The following is a 21,316-nucleotide window of genomic DNA, read 5'->3' as shown; positions in this document are numbered from 1 at the left end:
TTCGCAGATTGTTCGCTCTTAGACGAAGATGATACCTTTCTTTAATATCACTTTTTATACGATATTATAAGGGAATTGTTATGATTACGATGGTTAAAACTGTATTAATATTTTGCGGTCATAATTTTATAACTTTTTAATATGAAAGCTTTGTATTTGGAATTGATGGATGCATCAGAATTCTTCCCCTTATGATTCATTAGAAGCACGAAATTTTCAAGGTTCGCGGCTTATTGGAATGTTTTTGCGTCAAATTGGTGTCTTTATTGGGCTTGGACTTTTGGGTTTTATTGTTTTTTGCGTTCTCGCTTTGGCAACTTGGAATGTTGCAGATCCCTCATTAACGCATGCAAGTATAAGTGATATTAAAAATTTTATGGGATGGCCAGGTGCAATTTTCTCAGATTTTTTTATGCAATTTTTTGGTTTAGCAAGTCTTGGTGTTTTGTTGCCGCCATTATTTTGGTCGTTTCTTTTGCTGGCACAAAAAGATATCCACAATTTGATTTTTCGCTTTTTTTTGTGGATGGTCTCAACGATTTGTTTCTTGGTTTCTTTTGCTCTTATGACCCCTGTTGCCTCTTTTACGCACTGGCCATTGCCGATAGGTTTGGGAGGAGTTTTGGGTGATAAAGTTTTAAGTGCTGCTTCTTTAATCTTCCCTATCCCGCTTTCTGCTTTTCAGAATGTGCTGTTGGGCGTTGCTCTTATCGTTTTAGGTTTTCTGATGGCTGCTTTTGCTGGCAATGTGGTGTGGCGGCGTCAGACAAATAAAAGAAAAGTGAAAAACGTCCGGAAGAACGAAATCGTGGATCAAGTTTTCGATGTGTCAGAAGAGACAGAATCTGCTGCAGATGAAGCACAGCACGGCTTTTTTACGACAGCTTTTGGAGCTGTTTTACATTTTTTTTATTTTTTACAAGCGCGTTTTTTTCGTTTTTTCTCTTTCAAAAATCAATCTAAAAAACAAAAGAAATCCTTTGATCGAATTGAGCCAATTTTCTTTGATGAAAAAACAAGATGTGAGGAATTTCAAGATAAGGTACCTGTTTCTCCCCTGAAAAGCCGTGTTTTCAAGTCCTTAGCGGCTTCTTCAAATGATGGTTTTCTTCTTCCTCTTTTGGATTATCTTTCGGTTCCACCTCCAACCGCGAGGGATGCAAAACTTTCTCCTGCTGTCTTAAAAGTGAACTCTCAGGAACTTGAGGGTATTTTGTTAGATTTTGGAGTCAAGGGGCAAATTATTGATGCGCGTCCTGGTCCGGTGGTGACTTTGTATGAATTTGAACCGGCTGCCGGTATTAAGTCTTCCCGTATCATTGGTTTGGCAGATGATATTGCACGCTCGATGCGTTCGATTTCGGCGCGTGTTGCAGTGGTTCCAGGACGTAATGTGATTGGAATAGAATTGCCTAATACAAGGCGTGAGATGGTTTATTTACGAGAAATGTTGCAGGCGCAAGAATTTATTGACAGCAAAGCAAAACTAGGACTTGCTTTAGGCAAAACAATAGGTGGTGAAACGGTTATTGCTGATTTAGCAAAAATGCCGCATCTTTTGGTGGCTGGTACAACAGGGTCGGGAAAATCTGTTGCCATTAATACAATGATTTTATCGCTTCTTTATCGGATGACACCTGAACAATGCCGCCTCATTATGGTGGATCCTAAAATGCTTGAACTTTCAGTTTATGATGGCATTCCACATTTGTTAACACCCGTAGTAACAGATCCTAAAAAAGCTGTGATTGCGCTTAAATGGGCTGTTCGTGAAATGGAAGAACGCTACAGCAAAATGTCAAAATTGGGTGTACGTAATATTGATGGGTTTAATGCGCGTCTTAGGGAAGCAGAAAGTCAGGGAGAAACAATGACGCGGACAATTCAAGTTGGATTTGATCGCGAGACCGGCGAGCCTCTTTTTGAGACAGAAAAACTCGATTTTAGTCCTATGTCTTATATTGTTGTCATTATTGATGAAATGGCCGATTTGATGATGGTTGCTGGTAAAGACATTGAAGGAGCGGTTCAACGCTTGGCACAAATGGCGCGTGCCGCCGGTATCCACGTAATTATGGCGACCCAGCGTCCTTCGGTGGATGTGATTACTGGAACGATTAAAGCCAATTTCCCCACACGTATTTCTTTTTCTGTGAGTTCAAAAATTGATAGCCGAACAATTCTTGGCGAACAGGGAGCCGAGCAATTGTTGGGACAAGGAGACATGCTTTTCATGATGGGAGGTGGGCGTATCCAGCGTGTTCATGGGCCATTTGTGGCTGATGATGAAGTGGAGCAAGTTGTGGCGCATCTTAAAGCGCAAGCAAGGCCTGATTATTTGGAAACCATTACGCAAGAGATTGCGGAAAATACGGAAGATGTTTCCTTCACATCACCTTCAGAAGATGATCCCTATAGACAAGCTGTTGCTGTTGTACTTCGTGATCGTAAGGCTTCAACTTCTTACATTCAACGCCGTTTAGGCATTGGTTATAACCGTGCCGCTTCACTGATTGAGCGTATGGAAGAAGAGGGTATCATTAGTCCAGCAAATCATGCGGGAAAACGAGAAATCTTGGTGTCTGCTGAAGAAGACCCCTTTTGATGAAAGGGCGAATTTGATGACGGTTAACGGTGAAGATGCAGCAGATGGCTTCTATAGGCAAGCTGTTGCTGTTGTGCTTACGTGATCGTAAGGCTTTAACCTCTTACATTCAACGCTGTTTAGATATTGGTTATAACTATGCTGCCTCATTGATTGAGCGGATGGAAGAAGAGGGTTATTAGTCCAGCAAATCATGCGGGAAAACAAGAAATCTTGGTATCTGCTGAAGAAAAATGCTTTTGAAATAAAAAGCTCTTGATAGTTATTTTCAAATAATATCTTTCTCTTGTAAAGGAGGGTATTTATTCAGCATTTGTTACTTAATAATAAGATGAATATGTATTGCTTGGGAGCATTTTCTATGAAAACATCTTTTTTACCACAAAGAAGAATCTTTGGGAGAAGAATCTTTGGATTTGTTGGAATCATTGTCTTTTGTTGCCTAACTTTTTCTGCTTTTGCGCAGACATCCAATAAAGTGGCGCGGGCGCAGAATATTGCTAATCACTTTGCGGCAATTAAAACAATGACGGGTGATTTTATTCAGTTTAGTCCAAAGGGAAAAATGTCTCAAGGGACATTTTATTTAGAGCGTCCAGGCAAAATTCGTTTTATTTACAAAAAAATACCTTTACAGATCATTGCAGATGGTAAATTTGTAGGCATTAATAACCGTGCTTTGAATACTTGGAATTTCTCACAACTTTTGCAAACGCCGATGAAATTTCTGTTGGATGATAAAATTGACGTATCCTCGGGGCGTTTATTGGCATTTCGTGAAGATCCTGGAGCGGTGACGATTGTTCTGCGTGATAAAAGCATTGGAGCAGGGCAAATAAGAATGGTTTTTGATCCTAGAAACACTGCTCTACGGCAATGGACAATTGTTGATCAACAGAATTTGGAAACTACAGTTCAAATCATGAATGTGCGCACGGGTGTTAGGTTTGCTGATGGGATGTTTACACTTCCTTCGAAGAAATAGTGCGGTGTTGTTTCATTGGGATTGAAATGGATGTTCTTTCGTATTGCAACTTGGAATATTAATTCTATTCGTTTGCGTCTTGCGCAGGTTTTTCGGTATTTAGAACTCTTTTCTGCAGATGTTTTGTGTCTACAGGAGACAAAATGTCCAGATGCTTTATTCCCTGTTGAGGATTTTGAAGCAGCGGGTTATAAGTATCTCGCATTGAGTGGACAAAAATCTTACAACGGTGTGGCAATTGTTTCACGTTTGCCTTTTAAGAGCGTTGAAAAGCGTTCTTTTTGTCAAAAGGAAGACTGTCGTTACATTTCAGTTATTGTTGAAGCTCATGGCAAAAACATACGGATTCATAATTTTTACGTTCCTGCTGGCGGTGATGTGCCTGATGCTAATGTGAATGAAAAATTTCGGCATAAACTTGATTTTTTAGAAGAAATGTCTTCCATACATGCGGATCAAGGAGATGGTCTTTCTTCTCTTTTGGTAGGAGATTTAAATATTGCTCCTTTGGCAGAGGATGTTTGGTCTCATCAGCAATTGTTGAAGGTTGTAAGCCATACTCCCATTGAAACCAAGCGTTTAAAAGCTTTATGCTGTCAAGGTGGATGGGTTGATCTCATGCGGTTTCATATCCCTGTTCCTACCAAGCTTTACACTTGGTGGAGTTACCGTGCACGTGATTGGGCACTTGCTGATCGTGGGCGGCGGCTTGATCACATTTGGTCTTCTCAAGATTTAGCACCTTTTGTTGTAGATCTTTCGATTTTTCGTAACGCTCGCGGGTGGGAGAAACCTTCAGATCACGTTCCGATACAAACTGTATTTGATTTTTCACGTTAAGTTTGAAATAAGAGTAAAGTAAATAAAATATTAACGGACTGATTCTGAAAACATGCGGGAGAGTGGATGCAGATCAAAGATCTAAAGTGGGTTACTTCAAAAAGTTTGTTTTGTAGTGCTTTTTTATGTTTTTTTGTGTTGTCTGGATGTATGGTTGGTCCTAATTATCATAAAACATCTTTTCGTGTTCCAGCAGTTTGGGGAGAAAAATCTGCACAGACTGCAGGGCAGCCAGTTGCGCTTGCCGGATGGTGGCGACGTTTGAATGACCCCGTTCTAGATGCATTAATGGATTATGCGATTTCTGGAAATAACAATGTTGCTGTTGCCAAAGCTCGGGTACGTGAGGTGCGTGCGGGTTTAGGGCAGGTTGTAGGAACTCTTTTACCAAATGTGTCCAATTCAATTTCAGGAACCCGTAGTCATTCTGGACAGTCTGATGCATTGTTAAACCAATATCATAGTGGTTTTGATGCAAGCTGGGAGCTTGATTTTTTTGGTGGGCATAAACGAGCGGTTGAAGCAGCGCGTTATGGTCTTGATGCGGCTGTGGAAGATATGCGCGCTACCATGGTGACACTGTTAGGAGATGTGGCAACAAATTATGTGCAAATGCGTGGTTGGCAACAGAAGTTGTTGATTGTGCGGCAAATTGCTGTATCACAACGTAAAACCTATGAATTGATGCGCGCTAGATTAACAGCTGGTGATGTTTCTGAGCTTGATGTTTCAAATGCGCAAGCACAAATGGCAAATACAGAAGCAGATATATCACAGATGGAAGCGAATTTAGCAATGAGCGTTCATCGCCTTTCTGTCTTAACTGGTCGTGTGCCTACGGCATTGAAGGATCTTTTACAAAAAAATGCTAAGCATGCAAAGATTCCACAACCACGCTGGCCGATACCAGCAGGAATTCCAGCTGATATTTTGTTAACACGTCCGGATTTGCGACGGGCAGAGCGTCAATACGCGCAAGCGACAGCGCGGATTGGTCAACGTGAAGCAGATCGCTATCCATCACTTACTTTAACAGGTAATATTTCGACAGCCGCAACGGCGATTGATCAGTTATGGAAAAATTCAACGATTGGCTGGTCTTTTGGACCTGGTCTTCGTTTACCTCTTTTTAATGGAGGCCAGGTTGAGGCTTCTATTGCGGTTGCGCGTGCACAACGTGATCAAGCTTTTATTACTTATCGGGCTGCTGTGTTGGAAGCTTTAGAAGATGTAGAAAATGCGTTGGTAAGATTAACTAAAGAACATCAACGTTTAGAAAAGCTAATTGTTGCGAATAAAGCTGCACTTCATTCCTTAAAACTTTCACGGAGCCTTTTTGAGAATGGAAATACCAGTTTTCTTGAATTGTTAAATGCTGATCGCTCTTATTATTCTGCACAAATGGCACTTAAAGATAGCCGTGTTTCTTTGGTTACACAATATATCACGTTGATGAAAGCATTGGGGGGGGGCTGGGATGGCGTTGTTGATGTATCACGTCCGGAAGTCGTTGATGGTGCACCTCGTTCGCGTGCAAAGGTAGGGAAATGAAAAAAAGTCTACTCAAAAATTTCATTACAAAACACAAAAAACTTTCCTTCTTTTTAGCTGCTATATTCCTTCTTCTCTTGTTTTTATGGTTGCGTTCTGTTGTTTTTGGAACATCTAGCCCAACTTATATAACCGCGGTGGTGAAGCGTGGGGATATTGAAGAAAGTGTTTTAGCTTCTGGTCTTGTACGTCCTTATCGGTTGGTGGCTGTTGGTGCGCGTGCAACAGGGCGTGTGGTGTCAATGCGCGTTTCTCCTGGGAGTGTTGTGAAAGAAGGCGATCTCTTGGCAGAAATTGATCCTACAGATCAAGAAAATGATTTAAAAAGAAAAAAAGCAGCATTATCTCACTATTATGCAAGTTTGGTAGAACAAGAAGCCTATCTTTCTCTTGCACAGAAAAATTTAGCACGTCAGAAAAAAATGATCGAGTCACGTGCGGTTTCACGGGCTAATCTCGATGATGCTGCGACACAAGTAAAAATACGTGAGGCGCAAATTGCTCAACTTCAACAGCAGATTGTGCAAGCACAAATTGATGTGGATAGTGCAGAGGTCAATTTAGGTTATACACGCATAACTGCCCCTTCAGCGGGAACGGTTTTGGCAACAGTTGTGGAAGAAGGGCAGAATGTGAATGCGGTTCAGTCGGCGCCAACAATTGTTATTTTGGGCGATTTGTCAAAGATGACGATCAAGGCGCAAATCTCAGAAGCTGATGTTCTTAAAGTTCAGGCTGGACAACAACTTTATTTTACAGTTTTAGGGAATTCGCAGCGTCGTTATGAGGGCGTTTTAGAAAAGATAGAGCCTGCTCCTGAAGAAATTCGTGCTGATGTGAGTATTAACCCTGGTATGGTAGGGGGGTCTAGTGCTTTAATTTCATCAGCTATTTATTATAACGGAATTCTACATGTTGATAATGCGGACAATTTTTTGCGAACCTATATGACGGCTCAAGTTCATATTATCTTAGGGCGTGCTCAAAATGTCTTGTTGGTTCCAAGCGATGCTTTACGCGATGAGACAAAAGAGCATAAGGCGTGGGTTTCTGTTTTGGAGGGGGGGAACAAGGTGGTTACTAAACAGGTGAGCGTTGGATTGAATAATAAGGTGATGGCAGAGATTGTTTCAGGACTTAATGAGGGCGATGTCGTTATCACTGGCTCGCCTGATGGGGTGATGCCAGAACCTTCTGACGTGCATAGTGAAGACGAGATTTAAATCATGAACACAAACCAAGCAGATGCTGTCTTCGTGTTGGAAAATATTGTACGAAAATTTCCTGCGGGCGAAACATCTGTTACTGTTTTGAAGGATATCAATCTTACCATTAAGCGCGGTGAAATGGTAGCGATTGTGGGAGCTTCTGGTTCAGGAAAATCTACATTGATGAATATCTTAGGCTGTCTTGATCGAGCAACTTCTGGTCGTTATTGGATTGCAGGGAAAGAAACAGCTTCTCTTTCAGCTGATGAATTGTCGGCTTTGCGGCGCAATCATTTTGGTTTTATTTTCCAGCGCTATCATTTGTTGAATGAATTGACAGCTCTTGGGAATGTTGAAATTCCTGCTATTTATGCAGGATGTGCCGTGGAAGCAAGGAAAAAGCGTGCACAAGATCTTTTAACGCGCTTGGGCATGGGTGATCGGGTGAATCATCGTCCAAATCAACTCTCAGGTGGTCAGCAACAACGGGTGTCTATTGCTCGAGCGTTGATGAATAATGCGGAGGTTATTCTTGCCGATGAGCCAACTGGTGCACTGGATAAGCAGAGTGGACAGGAAGTGTTGCGTATTTTGGATGAGCTTCATCAAGAAGGTCGTACTATTATCATTGTAACCCACGATATGCAGGTGGCCAAAAGAGCAGAGCGTATTATCGAAATCAGTGATGGAGAAATTATTGCTGACAGTATGACAAGGGTTGCAAAGAAAAGAGCAGCGGGGGCAAAAATAAAAACGGATAGTCAATCTTTTTATGAAAAACAACAGCTAAAAGTTAAACAACAGCTTGGCTCTTTTCGGTCTTTTGTTGAGCGGTTTCGTGAGGCATTTGTTATGGCTTTGTTGGCAATGAATGCACATCGAATGCGAACTTTTTTAACAATGCTTGGAGTGATTATCGGTATTGGGGCGATTATTGCTATGGTGGCTTTGGGAAATGGTACACGAGAGAAAATTTTGGAAAATTTTAAAAGCTTGGGTGCTAATACATTAACAATTTTACCTGGCAAAAGTTTTTCTGATCCACAAGCAGAGAAAATAACAAGTCTTGTTGAAGCTGATGCAGAAGCCTTGTCTGGGTTACCTTATGTTTCTGGTGTAACACCTCAGATTTCAACAAGCTCGAAAGTGCGTTTTGGCGCAGTTGAAGTCAATGCTGTCATTGTGGGGGTGGGAGAACAATTCTTTCAGACACAGGGGCTTAAAGTTTTCAAAGGACAGTTTTTTGATCAAAAAAGTGTGCATGATCGGGCGGTTGATCTCGTGATTGAAAAAGAAGCATTGTCTGTTCTTTTTCCCCATAGCCATGAAAGCCCCCTTGGCAAAGTGGTGCATGTGGGTAATGTTCCAGCGCGTATTATTGGTGTTGTTGATTCGCAAAATCACGCAAATGGAAACACATCAAATACATTACAGCTTTATTTGCCCTATACAACAGTGCAAACGCGTTTTCTTGGCACAACAGAAGTTCGTGCGATTACCGTTAGGATTGCTGATGATGTCGATTCACATTTAGCGGAAAACATGGTGAAACGTTTTCTCATTATGCGGCATGGTGGAGAAGATTTTTTCATTAGAAATTCAGAATTCTTTCGTGAACGTATCATGGAAAGTACACATATCTTAACACTTTTAATTTCTTCAATTGCAGCGATTTCCCTGATTGTAGGTGGTATTGGGGTGATGAATATTATGCTGGTCACTGTTTCTGAGCGGATCAATGAAATTGGTGTGCGTATGGCAGTTGGTGCACGCCAAAGTGATATTTTGCAGCAGTTTCTCATTGAAGCGGTGTTGGTTTGTGTCATTGGTGGTGGTTTGGGGATTCTGTTTGGGCTTTCTATCGGTGGTTTATTTCTTCTGTTTAAGGCGCCTATCCACTTGGTTTATACGATTGATTCGATCATCCTATCCCTTACTTTTTCGACCCTCATTGGAATCTGTTTTGGTTTTTCTCCAGCGCGGCAAGCTTCACGGCTTGACCCTGTTGTCGCTCTTTCACGCGATTAAGCTTTATCAATTGGGGCATGTTTGTTGTGATGTTTTCCACTTAAAAGAAGCATTTATGAAGCGAAACATGGATGGGAAAAATTTAGCATTATTCACTGTTCTATTTTAGAAAATGTTTTATTCGATAAGTGGAGCATGCTTTATATAACATTAAAGGATGAAGTTTTACGGCACAACGTATCATGAATAAATTTCCCTTGTATTTTATATAGCTATAAAAATATAAGGCGCGATAACTTTAGGATTTTAACCTAAAAGTAAGAGGGGAAATGGAGTGTATATCTGTTAACAAACAAGATAAAAAAGAAGAAAATTTAAACGAAAAACAGCTTATATCTAAAAAAAACGAACGGGTATACGAGGCGGGTTGGTCTCTATAGTTTTTCTTTTCCTTTTGTTTATTCGTGGCCCTGTTTTTTGCTCACAAATTGTATGGCAAAGAGAGGGGCGTTGGTATTGGTAACGTTTGGTTTTAAGATTCTTTATGGCTTTATGCGACGGAGATATAGGTTTTTACGAAGCTCCAGTTTTGTAGGGAGAACGAGATGAATACACTTATGGGCTCATGTTGCTGGGAATGTTAATTGCTGTATTCATTATTATGTGTATTGGTATAGCTGGTTATTGGTTTTATGATATACTTTAATTGCGTTTAGCACCTCCTGAATATGCGCTTAAACTATTTTCAATAGATAAATATCAAAAAAGCTCACCAAAATAATAAAGAAAATCTCTACATTCTTGTAAGTGATTACATGATATTTATCAGAGATGAGGAGGAAGCAGATTCCACTCTTTTGCTGATAAGTAAAACTTTATCAATTTATTTTACTTAGTACGTATACCATTATAAATAGTCAGTTCATTCAGTAAATCGAGTTATCTAAAGTCTTTTGAGTGGGACAATAGGCATTGACCAATTTGTCTAGACTCGATAGTTAGAGATGTTTTTAATGGGGTGGAAGCATGACGCTGCAATCGCTTTTACAGACATATCGTGACGAAGCGCGTACCGAACGGGACAAAGGTACGTATTTTGAGCGTTTTGCTCTTGCTTATCTGACACATGATCCTCTTCAGTTTGGGTGTTATGAAAAGGTTCAAACCTTTAGAGATTGGGCTCGTGAAAATGATTGAAATGGTCATGATACTGGCATCGATCTTGTGGCAAAGATTCGTAATGAAGAGGGTTTTGCGGCAATCCAATGTAAATTTTATGATGCAGCATATCGGATTAGAAAAGCAGATATTGATAGTTTTATTTTGGCATCAGGGAAAGCTCCATTTAAGCGGCGTGTTATTATAGATAGCACTGAAAGTGCTTGGAGTGATAACGCTGAAACAATGATACGGGGGCAGGATATTCCTGTTATACGGATTAATCTTTCCAATATACAACAAAGTCCGATCCGTTGGGAAACTTTTGCAGCTCAGGGCAAAATTGTGTTGGAGGATAAAAAGAAAATCCGTCCACATCAATTGGAAGCATTGCGTGATGTGCGTGCTGGGCTTGCTCAAGCAGATCGGGGTAAGCTTATTATGGCTTGTGGTACTGGTAAGACATTTACCAGTCTTAAAATTGCTGAGGATTTAGCGGGTGAAGGCAAGTTTGTTCTGTTTCTTGTTCCTTCCTTGGCACTGATGTCACAGACGGTCCGTGAATGGACAACGGATGCAGAAATCGGATTGAGATCCTTTGCTGTCTGTTCAGATACACAAGTGGGAAAGCGTCGTAAAAATAGTGATGATGTTGCTGAAATTGATGTGTTTGATCTTGCTTTTCCGGCGACAACAGATGCTGCTAAACTTGCAGAACAGGCGGGTAAGAATGTTGCAGATAGGATGACCGTTGTGTTTGCAACCTATCAATCCATTCAGGTGGTTGCGGATGCTCAGAAAAAGTATGGTTTGCCAACATTTGATCTTATCATTTGTGATGAAGCGCACCGTACAACAGGGGCAACGCTGGTTGGAGAGGATGAATCCAATTTTGTTAAGGTGCATTCTAATGATGTTATTCGTGCCAAGAAGCGCCTTTATATGACAGCGACACCACGTATTTTTGGTGATAACGCAAAAAGTCGCGCGAATGAAGCCAATGTTGTTCTTGCTTCGATGGATGATGAAAAGCTTTTTGGTAAAACACTTTTTTATCGGGGGTTTTCTTGGGCAGTACAAAATGATCTTTTAACGGATTATAAGGTTATTGTCTTAGCAATGGACGAAAAATTGGTCAGTTCCGCTGTTCAGAAGCGTCTTAGTGATGACCAGTCTTCACTTGTTCTTGATGATGCAACGAAGATTATTGGCTGTTATAAGGCGCTGACAAAACAAGATCTGAAGGCTGATGTTGGTGCGGATCCACACCCCATGCGTCGTGCTTTGGCGTTTTGCAAGACTATTGAAAGTTCTAAACTGGTGTGTGGTGAATTTTCTGCGGTTGTTAGAGAATATCTTGATTATACGAAAGAGGATACGGAAAATGAGCACTTTCTGAAGTGTGAAATTGAGCATGTTGATGGCACTTTCAATGCGAAGGATCGTGGTGCATTACTTGATTGGCTGAAAGCTGATAGTGGTGAGGATGTTTGTCGTATTTTGACCAATGCACGGTGTTTGTCTGAGGGGGTGGATGTTCCGGCTCTTGATGCGATCATGTTTTTAAATCCACGCAAGAGCCAGATTGATGTTGTGCAATCCGTTGGGCGGGTGATGCGTCGGTCTGAGGGCAAAAAGATGGGGTATGTCATTTTGCCAATTGGTATTCCCTCTGGGATTCCAGTGGAACAGGCTTTGAACAACAATGATAAATATCGGGTTGTTTGGCAAATTTTAAATGCTTTGCGTGCGCATGATGATCGTTTTGATGCGACGATTAATAAGGCATCGTTGAGCCAAGATATTAGCAATGTGATTGAGATTATTGGTATCACGCAGAGCACTGAGTTACAGGCTGTTACAGCTGTTGTAGACAATCTTCCACTACGCACACAACCGGCACGAGCGGGAATTGGAACACCGGAATATGATTTAACTCGTACAGATCATGTAAACAAGGAGCTTTCTTTCCCGGTGGATGAAATTTCTCGTGCGATTTTGGCAAAGATCGTCAAGAAATGTGGGACACGTGATTATTGGGAAGATTGGGCGAGCAACATTGCTGAAATTGCTAAGAATCATATCACGCGTTTAACAGGTATTCTGGCAGAGCCAGATACTGAGGCGCGTCAAGCCTTTGACAGGTTTGTGGCAGAACTGCGTGATGATTTAAATGATGCTGTTACAGAAGCTGATGCGATTGAGATGTTGGCACAGCATATTATCACGCGTCCTGTCTTTCAGGTGTTGTTTGAAGGGTATCAGTTCACACGTGAGAATCCTGTCTCGCGTGCTATGCAGCGTATGCTTGATGTGCTTGATGAGGCAAACCTTGATAAGGAATCTAAAGATCTTGAGAGATTTTATGCAAGTGTAAAATTACGCGCCAGTGGCATTACGGATCCAAAAGCAAAACAGAAGTTGATTGTAGAGCTTTATGATAAGTTTTTTCGTTATGCTTTTCCACGTACTGTAGAAAAACTAGGCATTGTTTATACCCCCGTTGAGGTTGTGGATTTTATTTTGCACTCTGTCAATGATGTCTTAGAGCAAGAATTTGGGCAAACGCTTGGCTCATCGGGTGTGCACATCATGGATCCCTTTACTGGAACGGGAACTTTTATCACGCGGCTTTTACAATCGGGTTTGATAAAGTCAGAGGAGATGAAACACAAATTTTGTCATGAAATTCATGCCAATGAGATTGTGCTTTTAGCCTATTATATTGCAGCCATTAATATTGAAACGACCTATCATGGTTTGATGGGGGGAGATTATGTTCCCTTTGAGGGAATTTGTTTAACTGATACATTCCAGCTTTATGAGCAAGAAAAGGACCTGATCAGTGATTTGCTGGTGGATAACAGCACACGTCGATCACTCCAGAAGGAACTGGATATTCGTGTTATTGTTGGCAATCCCCCTTATTCGGTAGGGCAAAAAAGCGAAAACGACAATGCGAAAAATATTGGCTATCCTAAATTGGACCGTCGCATTCGTGAAACTTATGCTGCTCAATCTAAAGCGAGCAATGTTAATAGAGTTTATGACAGCTATATTCGTGCTATTCGGTGGGCAAGTGACCGCATAAAAGACTGTGGTGTTATTGGTTTTGTGACAAATGCAGGTTTTATCAGTAGTAATTCTACGGATGGTTTACGAAAATATTTAGTTGAAGAGTTTAACAGCCTTTATATTTTCCATTTGCGGGGGAATCAACGAACTTCTGGAGAACTTTCTCGAAAAGAAGGGGGAAAAATTTTTGGCTCTGGATCTCGAGCTCCCATTGCTATCTCTATTCTCGTAAAAAATCCGGAATCTCAACAGCGTGGGAAAATATATTTTCACGATATTGGAGATTATCTCACGACAAAAGAGAAGCTACGTGAACTTCAGCATTTTGGTAGTATTTGTGGAATCAAGCGTGAACAAGGCTGGCAGATGATTACGCCAGATGAGCATGGCGATTGGCTGGATCAACGCAACAGTGATTTTAAAAATTTTTTAGTCTTAGGTGATAAGAAGGGCAGTGATAAAAAGCTATTTGAAACGTTTTCTTGCGGTATTTCAACTAATCGTGATGCATGGGCATATAATTCAAGCCGTGAATATCTAGCGGATAATATGCGTAACACGATAACTTTTTATAACAATGAAGTGGAACGTTTTAATAATGCTTATGCACATGCTGACCGCAAAGTGCGTGCAAATGTTGTAAATGATTTTGTCAATACAGATGCTAGAAAGATTAGCTGGAGTAGTGGCCTTAAAGAAGAATTGGTAAGAGGCAAGTTTTCCGAATTTGAAAGTGATTGCTTAGTGCAAAGTCTTTATCGTCCTTTTACACAGCAATGGCTTTATTATAATCGTATTTTTAACCATAGAGTTTTTCAAATGCCGCGCATATTTCCTATGAAGCAAGCGGTTAAAAATAGGGTAATACAAGTTACAGGAATTGGAGCAAGCAGTGGCTTTTCTGTTCTGATGACTAAAGATTTACCGGATTTAAATATGATGGATGGCGGTAGTCAATGTTTTCCACGGTATGTTTATGAAGATACTAAGTCTAAAGAAGAAGATCAGGTTCATTTGTTTGCAAATTTTGCAGAGGAAAGAAAAGAAACTGGTTTTCAGCGGCGTGATGCACTTACGGATGAAGGGTTGGTATATTTTAAGGCAGCATATCCTAGTGAAATGATAACAAAGGATGATTTGTTTTATTATGTTTATGGGATTTTGCATTCTGAAGATTACCGTGCTCGTTATGCGCATAATTTGTCTAAAGAATTGCCACGTATCCCAACAGTTAAAAAGGTAGAGGATTTTTGGGCTTTTGTAACAGCGGGGCGAAAGCTTGGTGATTTGCATATGAATTATGAAGAGGTTGAGCCCTATCCTGTTACCTATAAACAGGGTGATCCAAGAACTTGGATGATTTCTGATGAGAAGAGTTTCTACCGTGTTGAAGCAATGAAATTTGCTGGTAAGCGTGGCGCTATTGACAAGAGCACAGTGGTTTATAACGCAAATATTACGATGCAGAATATTCCTCTTGAAGCTTATGAGTATGTGGTCAATGGCCGGTCTGCTCTTGAATGGGTTATGGAGCGCCAGATTGTCAAAACGGATAAAGCGAGTGGGATTGTGAATGATGCTAATCGCTATGCTGTTGAAACGGTGGGTAATCCGGCCTATCCTCTGGAATTGTTTCAGCGGGTTATTACGGTAAGCTTGGAAACAATGAAAATTGTTCGCAGTCTGCCAAAATTGGAAGTGAGAGATACTGAAAATGTTAAGCTATCCATTGTGTCGTAAAACAGCGTCTTTTGGGGTGTGGTGATAAAACACTGTCTATATAAGGCTTGTGATAGAGCTTATGGAAAGCTTTCTACGTGAGGTGTTTTTAGTGGGGGTGGTGAATATTTACGGCAGGGATTTTTTAAAAAACCGGAGGAGGTTGAGAAGCTTTATTTTTTAGGGTGGGGAGGAAGTCAATACCTCTTAGTAATCAAAATTATTCGCTTGTACGTTATAAGCAGGGTTGCGTTTGGATACTGAAGAAAGGTGTAAAGATGCCTTTTATGAATTTTTTCGAGTACTTGTTATAACATTTGGCTTGGCAAAGAGCGACAGTGTTGCTTGGGGGAAATTTCAGAAAATTAGGAAGGAAAAGGTTAAAATACGGTTCTTATGTATGCTTCGATTGTTTTGATATATTCGAATACAAGAATGCGTATTTGATTGATCTGTTGTATTGTGCTTTCAAGGTCGTTTTTTTTAACGGGATAAGCAATGAAATTTATTTCAGGCATGAGGTATTTAATTTCACGCAAAGAGCGCCATATGTGGTAATCATGAGTGACGATATAAACTGTTTGGTAGTGATGTTTTTTGATCCAAGTTGCGCTTTCTTCAGCATTTCCTTTTGTGTTAATCGCCTCATGTCCAATGTCAACGCAACAGGTAAAAAGCTGTGGGGTAATATGCTTACTATGCTTCAGTCTCTGAAGATTGGTTGTTGTGTGTACTCCACTGATTAACAGTTGCGAACCAAACCCTTGCCGTAAGAGATCCAGTCCTGTTTCTATCCGGTTTTCTCCCCCTGTAAAAACGATGATTGCATCTGCTTTCGGTAAAGGATTTGGTGGTTGAAGCCGCTCAGTTTTTTCAGAAAAAATGACAAAACCAGCGCAAAAAAAGAGAACAATTATTAAAAGAGAAAGTGCTGTCGGGGGCAAATAGCGAAACAAGCAGCAGCAAGGATGCCATAGACTCGTGCGCTTTTTTAGGGAATGCCCTAGATTGTTTTGTGTTAATGATTTGAAATTATATGAATTATGGGTCATAAAATTAAAATAAGCCGTTTTCACATTGATCAATTTTTTTAAGTTGTGCCAGAATAGTCATTCGGTTTGTCAGCATGGTCAGAAAAGAAACAAACAGAATAAGGCCAATGATTTTTCCATAAGGAATGGAGCTTATGGAAAAATGTCCAAACAAAGCAGTTACTTGGTTGGCTTCCACTGTCCCTATATTATAATTTGTCCAGACAGAGAAAGCAGCAAACAGCAATGCGCTTGCGGCACCACCGTATAATGCACCGCGGAGTGCGGTTTTAAAAAAATGCCAATCAAATTGGCGCGCAATGAAAAGAGTTTCAGTGCCTAGGAAGTAGAGGACATTGATAATGTGCGCATTCTCTGCCAGTGCATTGCGTGTGGCAAAGATAACCGTGAGTATCAGTGAGCTTAGAACCAGTATTAAAATTGAAAAACCAATAAAAACAGTTGTGTGTGCCATTTTTGCAAAACGGCTTACCCAAACACGGTGATCATCAAATTGGCCTCCTGGAATTTGGGTTTTGATGGCGTGATTGATGGCACGAAAGTTAATCTCTTCATTCTCTTTCAATGTGACAATGATAAGGCGGGGAAGAGGCAATTCATTTAAGCTTAAACCTGTTCCAAGCCATGGTTCGAGTAATTTTTCAGTGGCTTGTTGATCAACAATTTTTGCGTCTTCTACACCATGAAATGTCTTAACCAAATTAACTGCATCATGAAGAGCTGTTTCGATGTTGATATTTTCAATGGGACGTATTTGAATTGTTGCTTCATAGCTAATTTGATTGCTCCAACTCTTAGAAGCGCGTTGCATGAAATCAACACCGATCAATGTGAGGCTTGAGAGAAATGTCATAATAGCAATCACTGCAACGAGTGCTTGTCCAGAAATGTTGCCGCTGGGAATGATAGCAGTTGCGTGTTTTTTATCGCTTGTAAAGATTGGGAAAGACTTATTCATGAATTGTCATCCGTCCATTATGAAGAAGCATACGCCGTGCTGCGACTTGTTCCATCAATGCGATATCATGGGTGGCGATGACGACCGCTGTTCCAAAACGATTTAATTCAATAAACAAGCGGAGCAAACGTTTGGCCAAAGGTGGATCAACATTTCCTGTTGGTTCATCAGCCAGAAGGATTTCAGGTTGATCAATAAGTGCGCGTGCAATTGCTACTCGTTGTTTTTCTCCACCGGAAAGAACTGGTGGTAAAACATGAATATGATTGCCAAGGCCGACCCAACAGAGAAGATCTTCTACTTCACTGCGATAAGTTGCTTCTTCTTGTCCCTTAATGCGTAAAGGTAAAGAGACATTTTCATAGGTGGTCATGTGATCAAGGAGACGAAAATCTTGAAAGACAACCCCAATGCGTTGTCGTAGTGCGGGGAGCTCTTGTCGTTTGAGCAATGCGGTATCTGTTCCGAAGAGATCAATATGACCACGGGTGGGTTTAAGTGCCAAAAACATAAGACGCATCAACGATGTCTTCCCTGCTCCAGAAGCGCCGGTTAGAAACTGAAATGATCCGGGAGGAATATGAAAGCTGATATCACGGAGAACTTCAGGGCCCATTCCGTAGCGCAAACCGACATTTTCAAAATGAATCACTTTTTGTTACCACTTCTGCTTTTATTTTTCGTTATTGTAAGGACCTTTGTTCTCATTGTTTTGGGCTCTTGATTGGATTTATGCTCTACAGTTATAAAACACTTCTTGTTTGTTATTGAGAAATATTCTCTGTGAGAATATTATCAACTATTCTATTTTCCTTTTGACTTTTATTCGTGATTTTAGCAGGAATTTCAAGGTGATTCTAGCGTAAACATAAGAGCAACTGTCCTTGTTTTTTGTACAGCGGTTGTTGCTCTCTTTTAGTGGTTAGCCAAGGAGTCTTTGCTTTTATTGCTTCAAGTTCTTGTTAGAAATTTAAATGCTATAATTATGAGTGTTTTTGTTGAACCGTTTCTGACTTGTTATTGAGAAAAACAATCTCTTTTTAGAGAGATTGGGTAGCTCCATGCGATGTTTTCTTTTTTATTTTCATCGGTGACTTTAGTGTGCAGAGATAGTTCTAGCAGCAACGCTAAAGCCATCGATGGTGTTTTGCCATTAAGCAGAGGCTTCTCTATTTTGGCGGTTGGCAATAAGATCGTCAACGACTTGCGGTTCGGCAAGGGTTGAAATATCTCCTAGGTTATCAAAATTGTTTTCAGCGATTTTTCGCAAAATACGTCTCATAATTTTTCCCGACCGTGTTTTTGGTAGCTGAGGGGCAAACTGAACTTTATCCAATATGGCTATGGAGCCAATTTCCTTTCTGACATGCTGAATAAGGTTTTTATGTAACTCTTCACTAGCGGGTGTTCCTTCCATTAAGGTGACAAAACTATAAATTCCTTGTCCTTTAATAGGATGAGGATATCCGACAATTGCTGCTTCTGAAACAGCAGGATGAGAAACAAGCGCTGATTCAATTTCAGCTGTTCCTAATCTGTGTCCAGAGACATTGAGAATGTCATCAACTCGTCCTGTAATCCAATAATAGCCATCGGTGTCGCGTTTACAGCCATCGCCTGTAAAATATTTTCCCTCATATGTAGAAAAATAGGTTTGGATAAAGCGCTCATGGTCATTGTAGAGAGTACGCATTTGACCTGGCCATGAGTCAATAATGCAAAGATTGCCTTCTGCTTCCCCTTCTAAAATATTGCCTTGGCTATCTACGATTTGAGGTTGTACACCAAAGAATGGACGGGTGGCTGATCCTGCTTTTAAGTTTGTTGCACCAGGCAAGGGCGTGATCATATGCCCTCCTGTTTCTGTTTGCCACCATGTATCGAGAATAGGACAGTGATCATTTCCAACCATATGATAAAACCATTCCCATGCTTCTGGATTAATCGGTTCGCCTACCGTGCCTAAAAGACGCAACGATGTTCTTGCCGAGTGTTCGACAAAGGAATCTCCTGCACCCATTAACGCGCGAATAGCTGTTGGTGCGGTATAGAGTGTATTCACTTGATGTTTATCGACAATTTCCCAAAGTCTGCCTTTGTCCGGAAAGGTTGGTGTTCCTTCAAACATTAAAGTGGTAGCACCGTTGCAGAGAGGACCATAAATCAAGTAAGAATGGCCGGTAATCCAGCCAATATCAGCAGTACTCCAGTAAATTTCTCCAGGACGATAATCAAAAACATATTGATGTGTCATTGCTACATAAACAAGATATCCACCTGTTGTATGCAAAACACCTTTTGGTTTGCCTGTAGAGCCTGAGGTGTAAAGAATAAACAGGGGATCTTCAGCGTTCATTTGTTCTGCGGGGCAATCTGTTTTGGCGTGTGGTACTTCTTCATGGTACCAAAAATCACGCCCCTCTACCCAATGAATTGGTTTACTGGTGCGCCGTATGACCATGACTTGATCCACATGCACATTCTGGCGTGCTGCTATGTCAATAGCATGATCAATATTGTCTTTTAAGTTAATCTGTTTTCCTCCACGCAAGCCTTGATCAGCGGTAATGATGAAGGTCGATTCACAATCAACGAGACGTCCTGCTATTGCTTCAGCAGAAAAACCAGCAAAAATAACGGAATGAATAGCGCCAATGCGGGCGCAAGCGAGCATAGCATAAGCGGCTTCGAGAATCATCGGTAAGTAAATGGTGACTCTATCCCCTTTTTTGACACCGTGGCTTTTTAAAATATTAGCAAAACGACAGACATGTTGATAAAGCGCGTTATAGGTTATTTTTTTATCATGATAAGGGTTATCTCCTTCCCAAATCAGCGCGATGTCATCACCATGGTTTTTTAAATGGCGATCAATGCAGTTATAGGCAACATTTGTTATTCCATCTTCGTACCACTGTATCGATACATCACCATTAAATGAAGTGTTTTTTACTTTTGTGTAAGGTTTAAACCATTCAATGCATTGGCCATGTTTTGCCCAGAAGGTTTCTGGGTCATTGATGCTTTCTTGATACCATTGTTGATAAGTCTCTTCATTGATCAATGCATTTTTTTTGATATCAGCTGGTATTAGATAAATTTTTTCAGACATAGGTTCCCTCTCTTATTTATTTGGAAAAATAAGCCGCTATACTTTTGTGTTTTTTAGCAGAACTTTCCCAATAAGCTTTTTATTCAAGAAAAAGCCTCTTGAGATTAGACTAATTTACAAAGATTTGCATAGTCAATTTTTAATTTTAGCTGCGTTTGTCTTTACGTTTATATTTTAAGAGAGCTTTTTTATGCTGTTTTAGGGGGGGGGCAAGTGCGATAAAGTATATCATCATAAAGATATGTAAATTGTATAAAAATATAAACAGAACTTATTGTTGTAGAAAGCTTTTTATAAGCCGATAAAGAAATTAAATTTTAAAAACAACTTCATATAAAAGTTAAAAGTAGATGGGATGAGGGCGTTTCGTAGGTTATCGAAACCTTTGTAAAGTCATTTTCGAAGGGCAAATATTGCGATGGTACAGGTTTATTACTTCCATAAATGTAAAAAATACTAGCACTTAGTGTTTTGCGTTATACTATTCACTGAATATGCTGAGAGATGATGCTAGGAGATGTGATTGGGAGCAAGGAGAGATATTTCTTAAAGATCCATATAAGCTAAGAATAAATTGAAAAGCTAAAATGAATTTCTTGCTTGTTTTTTAGAGAAAGGAAGAAAACAAGCGCACCATCCAATTATGCATGCCCTAAAAACATCACCTTTTAAAGCAGTGGTAGGGTGTACTGATTAATTTATCAATTTGATTGTTTTTAAAATATTATATTAAGATAAACTAAAATATTTATACGAAATATCGGAAATAAAACATAGAATTCTTAGCCAATAAATTTAATATGATAGCTAATTTCTAACTATAACTAAAGTTTTTCTAAAAAAGTAATTAATATAATTAATGCGTATAATAATTTTCAATTATTTAATGTATTTATTTATAAATATAAATTATAAAATATTATATAAAAAGTTGATATACAGAAATATATTTAAATAATAATCTAACTATAAAAATATAAATGTTAATATTAATTTCTTAATACAATTAAAGTATATATGGATAAATATAATGAGATCGAAAAAATTGTGCAATTTCATAACGAGTATTCATTATAACAAAATCC

10 protein-coding genes and 2 pseudogenes are annotated in these 21,316 nt (G+C 39.9%); 8 read left to right on the top strand and 4 right to left on the bottom strand.

Annotated elements, in window-relative coordinates; translation table 11 throughout:
* Nucleotides 1-169 precede the first annotated feature (169 nt).
* The 8 genes and pseudogenes from ACKC4Y_RS08000 to ACKC4Y_RS07965 all read left to right on the top strand — a co-directional run bounded on the left by ACKC4Y_RS08000 (nt 170) and on the right by ACKC4Y_RS07965 (nt 15,130).
* On the top strand, nt 170-2,605 hold the full coding sequence (locus ACKC4Y_RS08000; RefSeq protein WP_409361205.1) for a DNA translocase FtsK: 2,436 nt from the start codon (nt 170-172) through the stop codon (nt 2,603-2,605).
* A 43-nt stretch (nt 2,606-2,648) separates the two neighbouring features.
* Nucleotides 2,649-2,848, top strand: a pseudogene (locus ACKC4Y_RS07995) (DNA translocase FtsK); the annotation flags it as partial.
* 118 nt (nt 2,849-2,966) lie between these two features.
* Nucleotides 2,967-3,590 (top strand): LolA family protein, encoded by a 624-nt coding sequence (locus ACKC4Y_RS07990; protein WP_409361204.1) that lies wholly within the window; start codon nt 2,967-2,969, stop codon nt 3,588-3,590.
* Between the two features lie 30 nt (nt 3,591-3,620).
* Nucleotides 3,621-4,430 (top strand): exodeoxyribonuclease III, encoded by an 810-nt coding sequence (locus tag ACKC4Y_RS07985; RefSeq protein WP_409361203.1) that lies wholly within the window; start codon nt 3,621-3,623, stop codon nt 4,428-4,430.
* 66 nt (nt 4,431-4,496) lie between these two features.
* The gene (locus tag ACKC4Y_RS07980; RefSeq protein WP_409361202.1) at nt 4,497-5,981 is read left to right on the top strand and encodes an efflux transporter outer membrane subunit; all 1,485 of its coding nucleotides are present in this window, start codon (nt 4,497-4,499) and stop codon (nt 5,979-5,981) included.
* Entirely contained in the window at nt 5,978-7,204 is a 1,227-nt protein-coding gene (locus ACKC4Y_RS07975) for an efflux RND transporter periplasmic adaptor subunit (RefSeq protein WP_409361201.1), read from the top strand. The genes ACKC4Y_RS07980 and ACKC4Y_RS07975 overlap by 4 nt, the downstream gene beginning before the upstream one ends.
* Before the next feature lie 3 nt (nt 7,205-7,207).
* The gene (locus tag ACKC4Y_RS07970) at nt 7,208-9,217 is read left to right on the top strand and encodes a MacB family efflux pump subunit (RefSeq protein WP_409361200.1); all 2,010 of its coding nucleotides are present in this window, start codon (nt 7,208-7,210) and stop codon (nt 9,215-9,217) included.
* A 966-nt stretch (nt 9,218-10,183) separates the two neighbouring features.
* Nucleotides 10,184-15,130 (top strand): annotated as a pseudogene (locus ACKC4Y_RS07965) (DEAD/DEAH box helicase).
* Between the two features lie 359 nt (nt 15,131-15,489).
* Here the strand turns inward: ACKC4Y_RS07965 and ACKC4Y_RS07960 are convergent.
* From ACKC4Y_RS07960 to acs, 4 genes are all read right to left on the bottom strand, one after another.
* Entirely contained in the window at nt 15,490-16,161 is a 672-nt protein-coding gene (locus ACKC4Y_RS07960; RefSeq protein WP_409361199.1) for a YdcF family protein, read from the bottom strand.
* 4 nt (nt 16,162-16,165) lie between these two features.
* Nucleotides 16,166-17,119: a cell division protein FtsX gene (locus ACKC4Y_RS07955; protein ID WP_409361198.1), complete on the bottom strand. Its 954-nt coding sequence runs from the start codon at nt 17,117-17,119 to the stop codon at nt 16,166-16,168.
* Nucleotides 17,112-17,771: a cell division ATP-binding protein FtsE gene (gene ftsE, locus ACKC4Y_RS07950; protein WP_409361197.1), complete on the bottom strand. Its 660-nt coding sequence runs from the start codon at nt 17,769-17,771 to the stop codon at nt 17,112-17,114. Before ftsE ends, ACKC4Y_RS07955 begins: the two co-directional genes overlap by 8 nt.
* Before the next feature lie 501 nt (nt 17,772-18,272).
* Nucleotides 18,273-20,231, bottom strand: a complete 1,959-nt coding sequence (gene acs / locus ACKC4Y_RS07945; RefSeq protein ID WP_409361196.1) for an acetate--CoA ligase — start codon at nt 20,229-20,231, stop codon at nt 18,273-18,275.
* Between the last annotated feature and the right edge of the window lie 1,085 nt (nt 20,232-21,316).

It is taken from the genome of Bartonella heixiaziensis, assembly GCF_046245125.2.
Classification (GTDB): domain Bacteria; phylum Pseudomonadota; class Alphaproteobacteria; order Rhizobiales; family Rhizobiaceae; genus Bartonella; species Bartonella heixiaziensis.
Note: the sequence above shows the minus strand (reverse complement) of the source record. Positions and strands in the feature narration are given on the sequence as shown.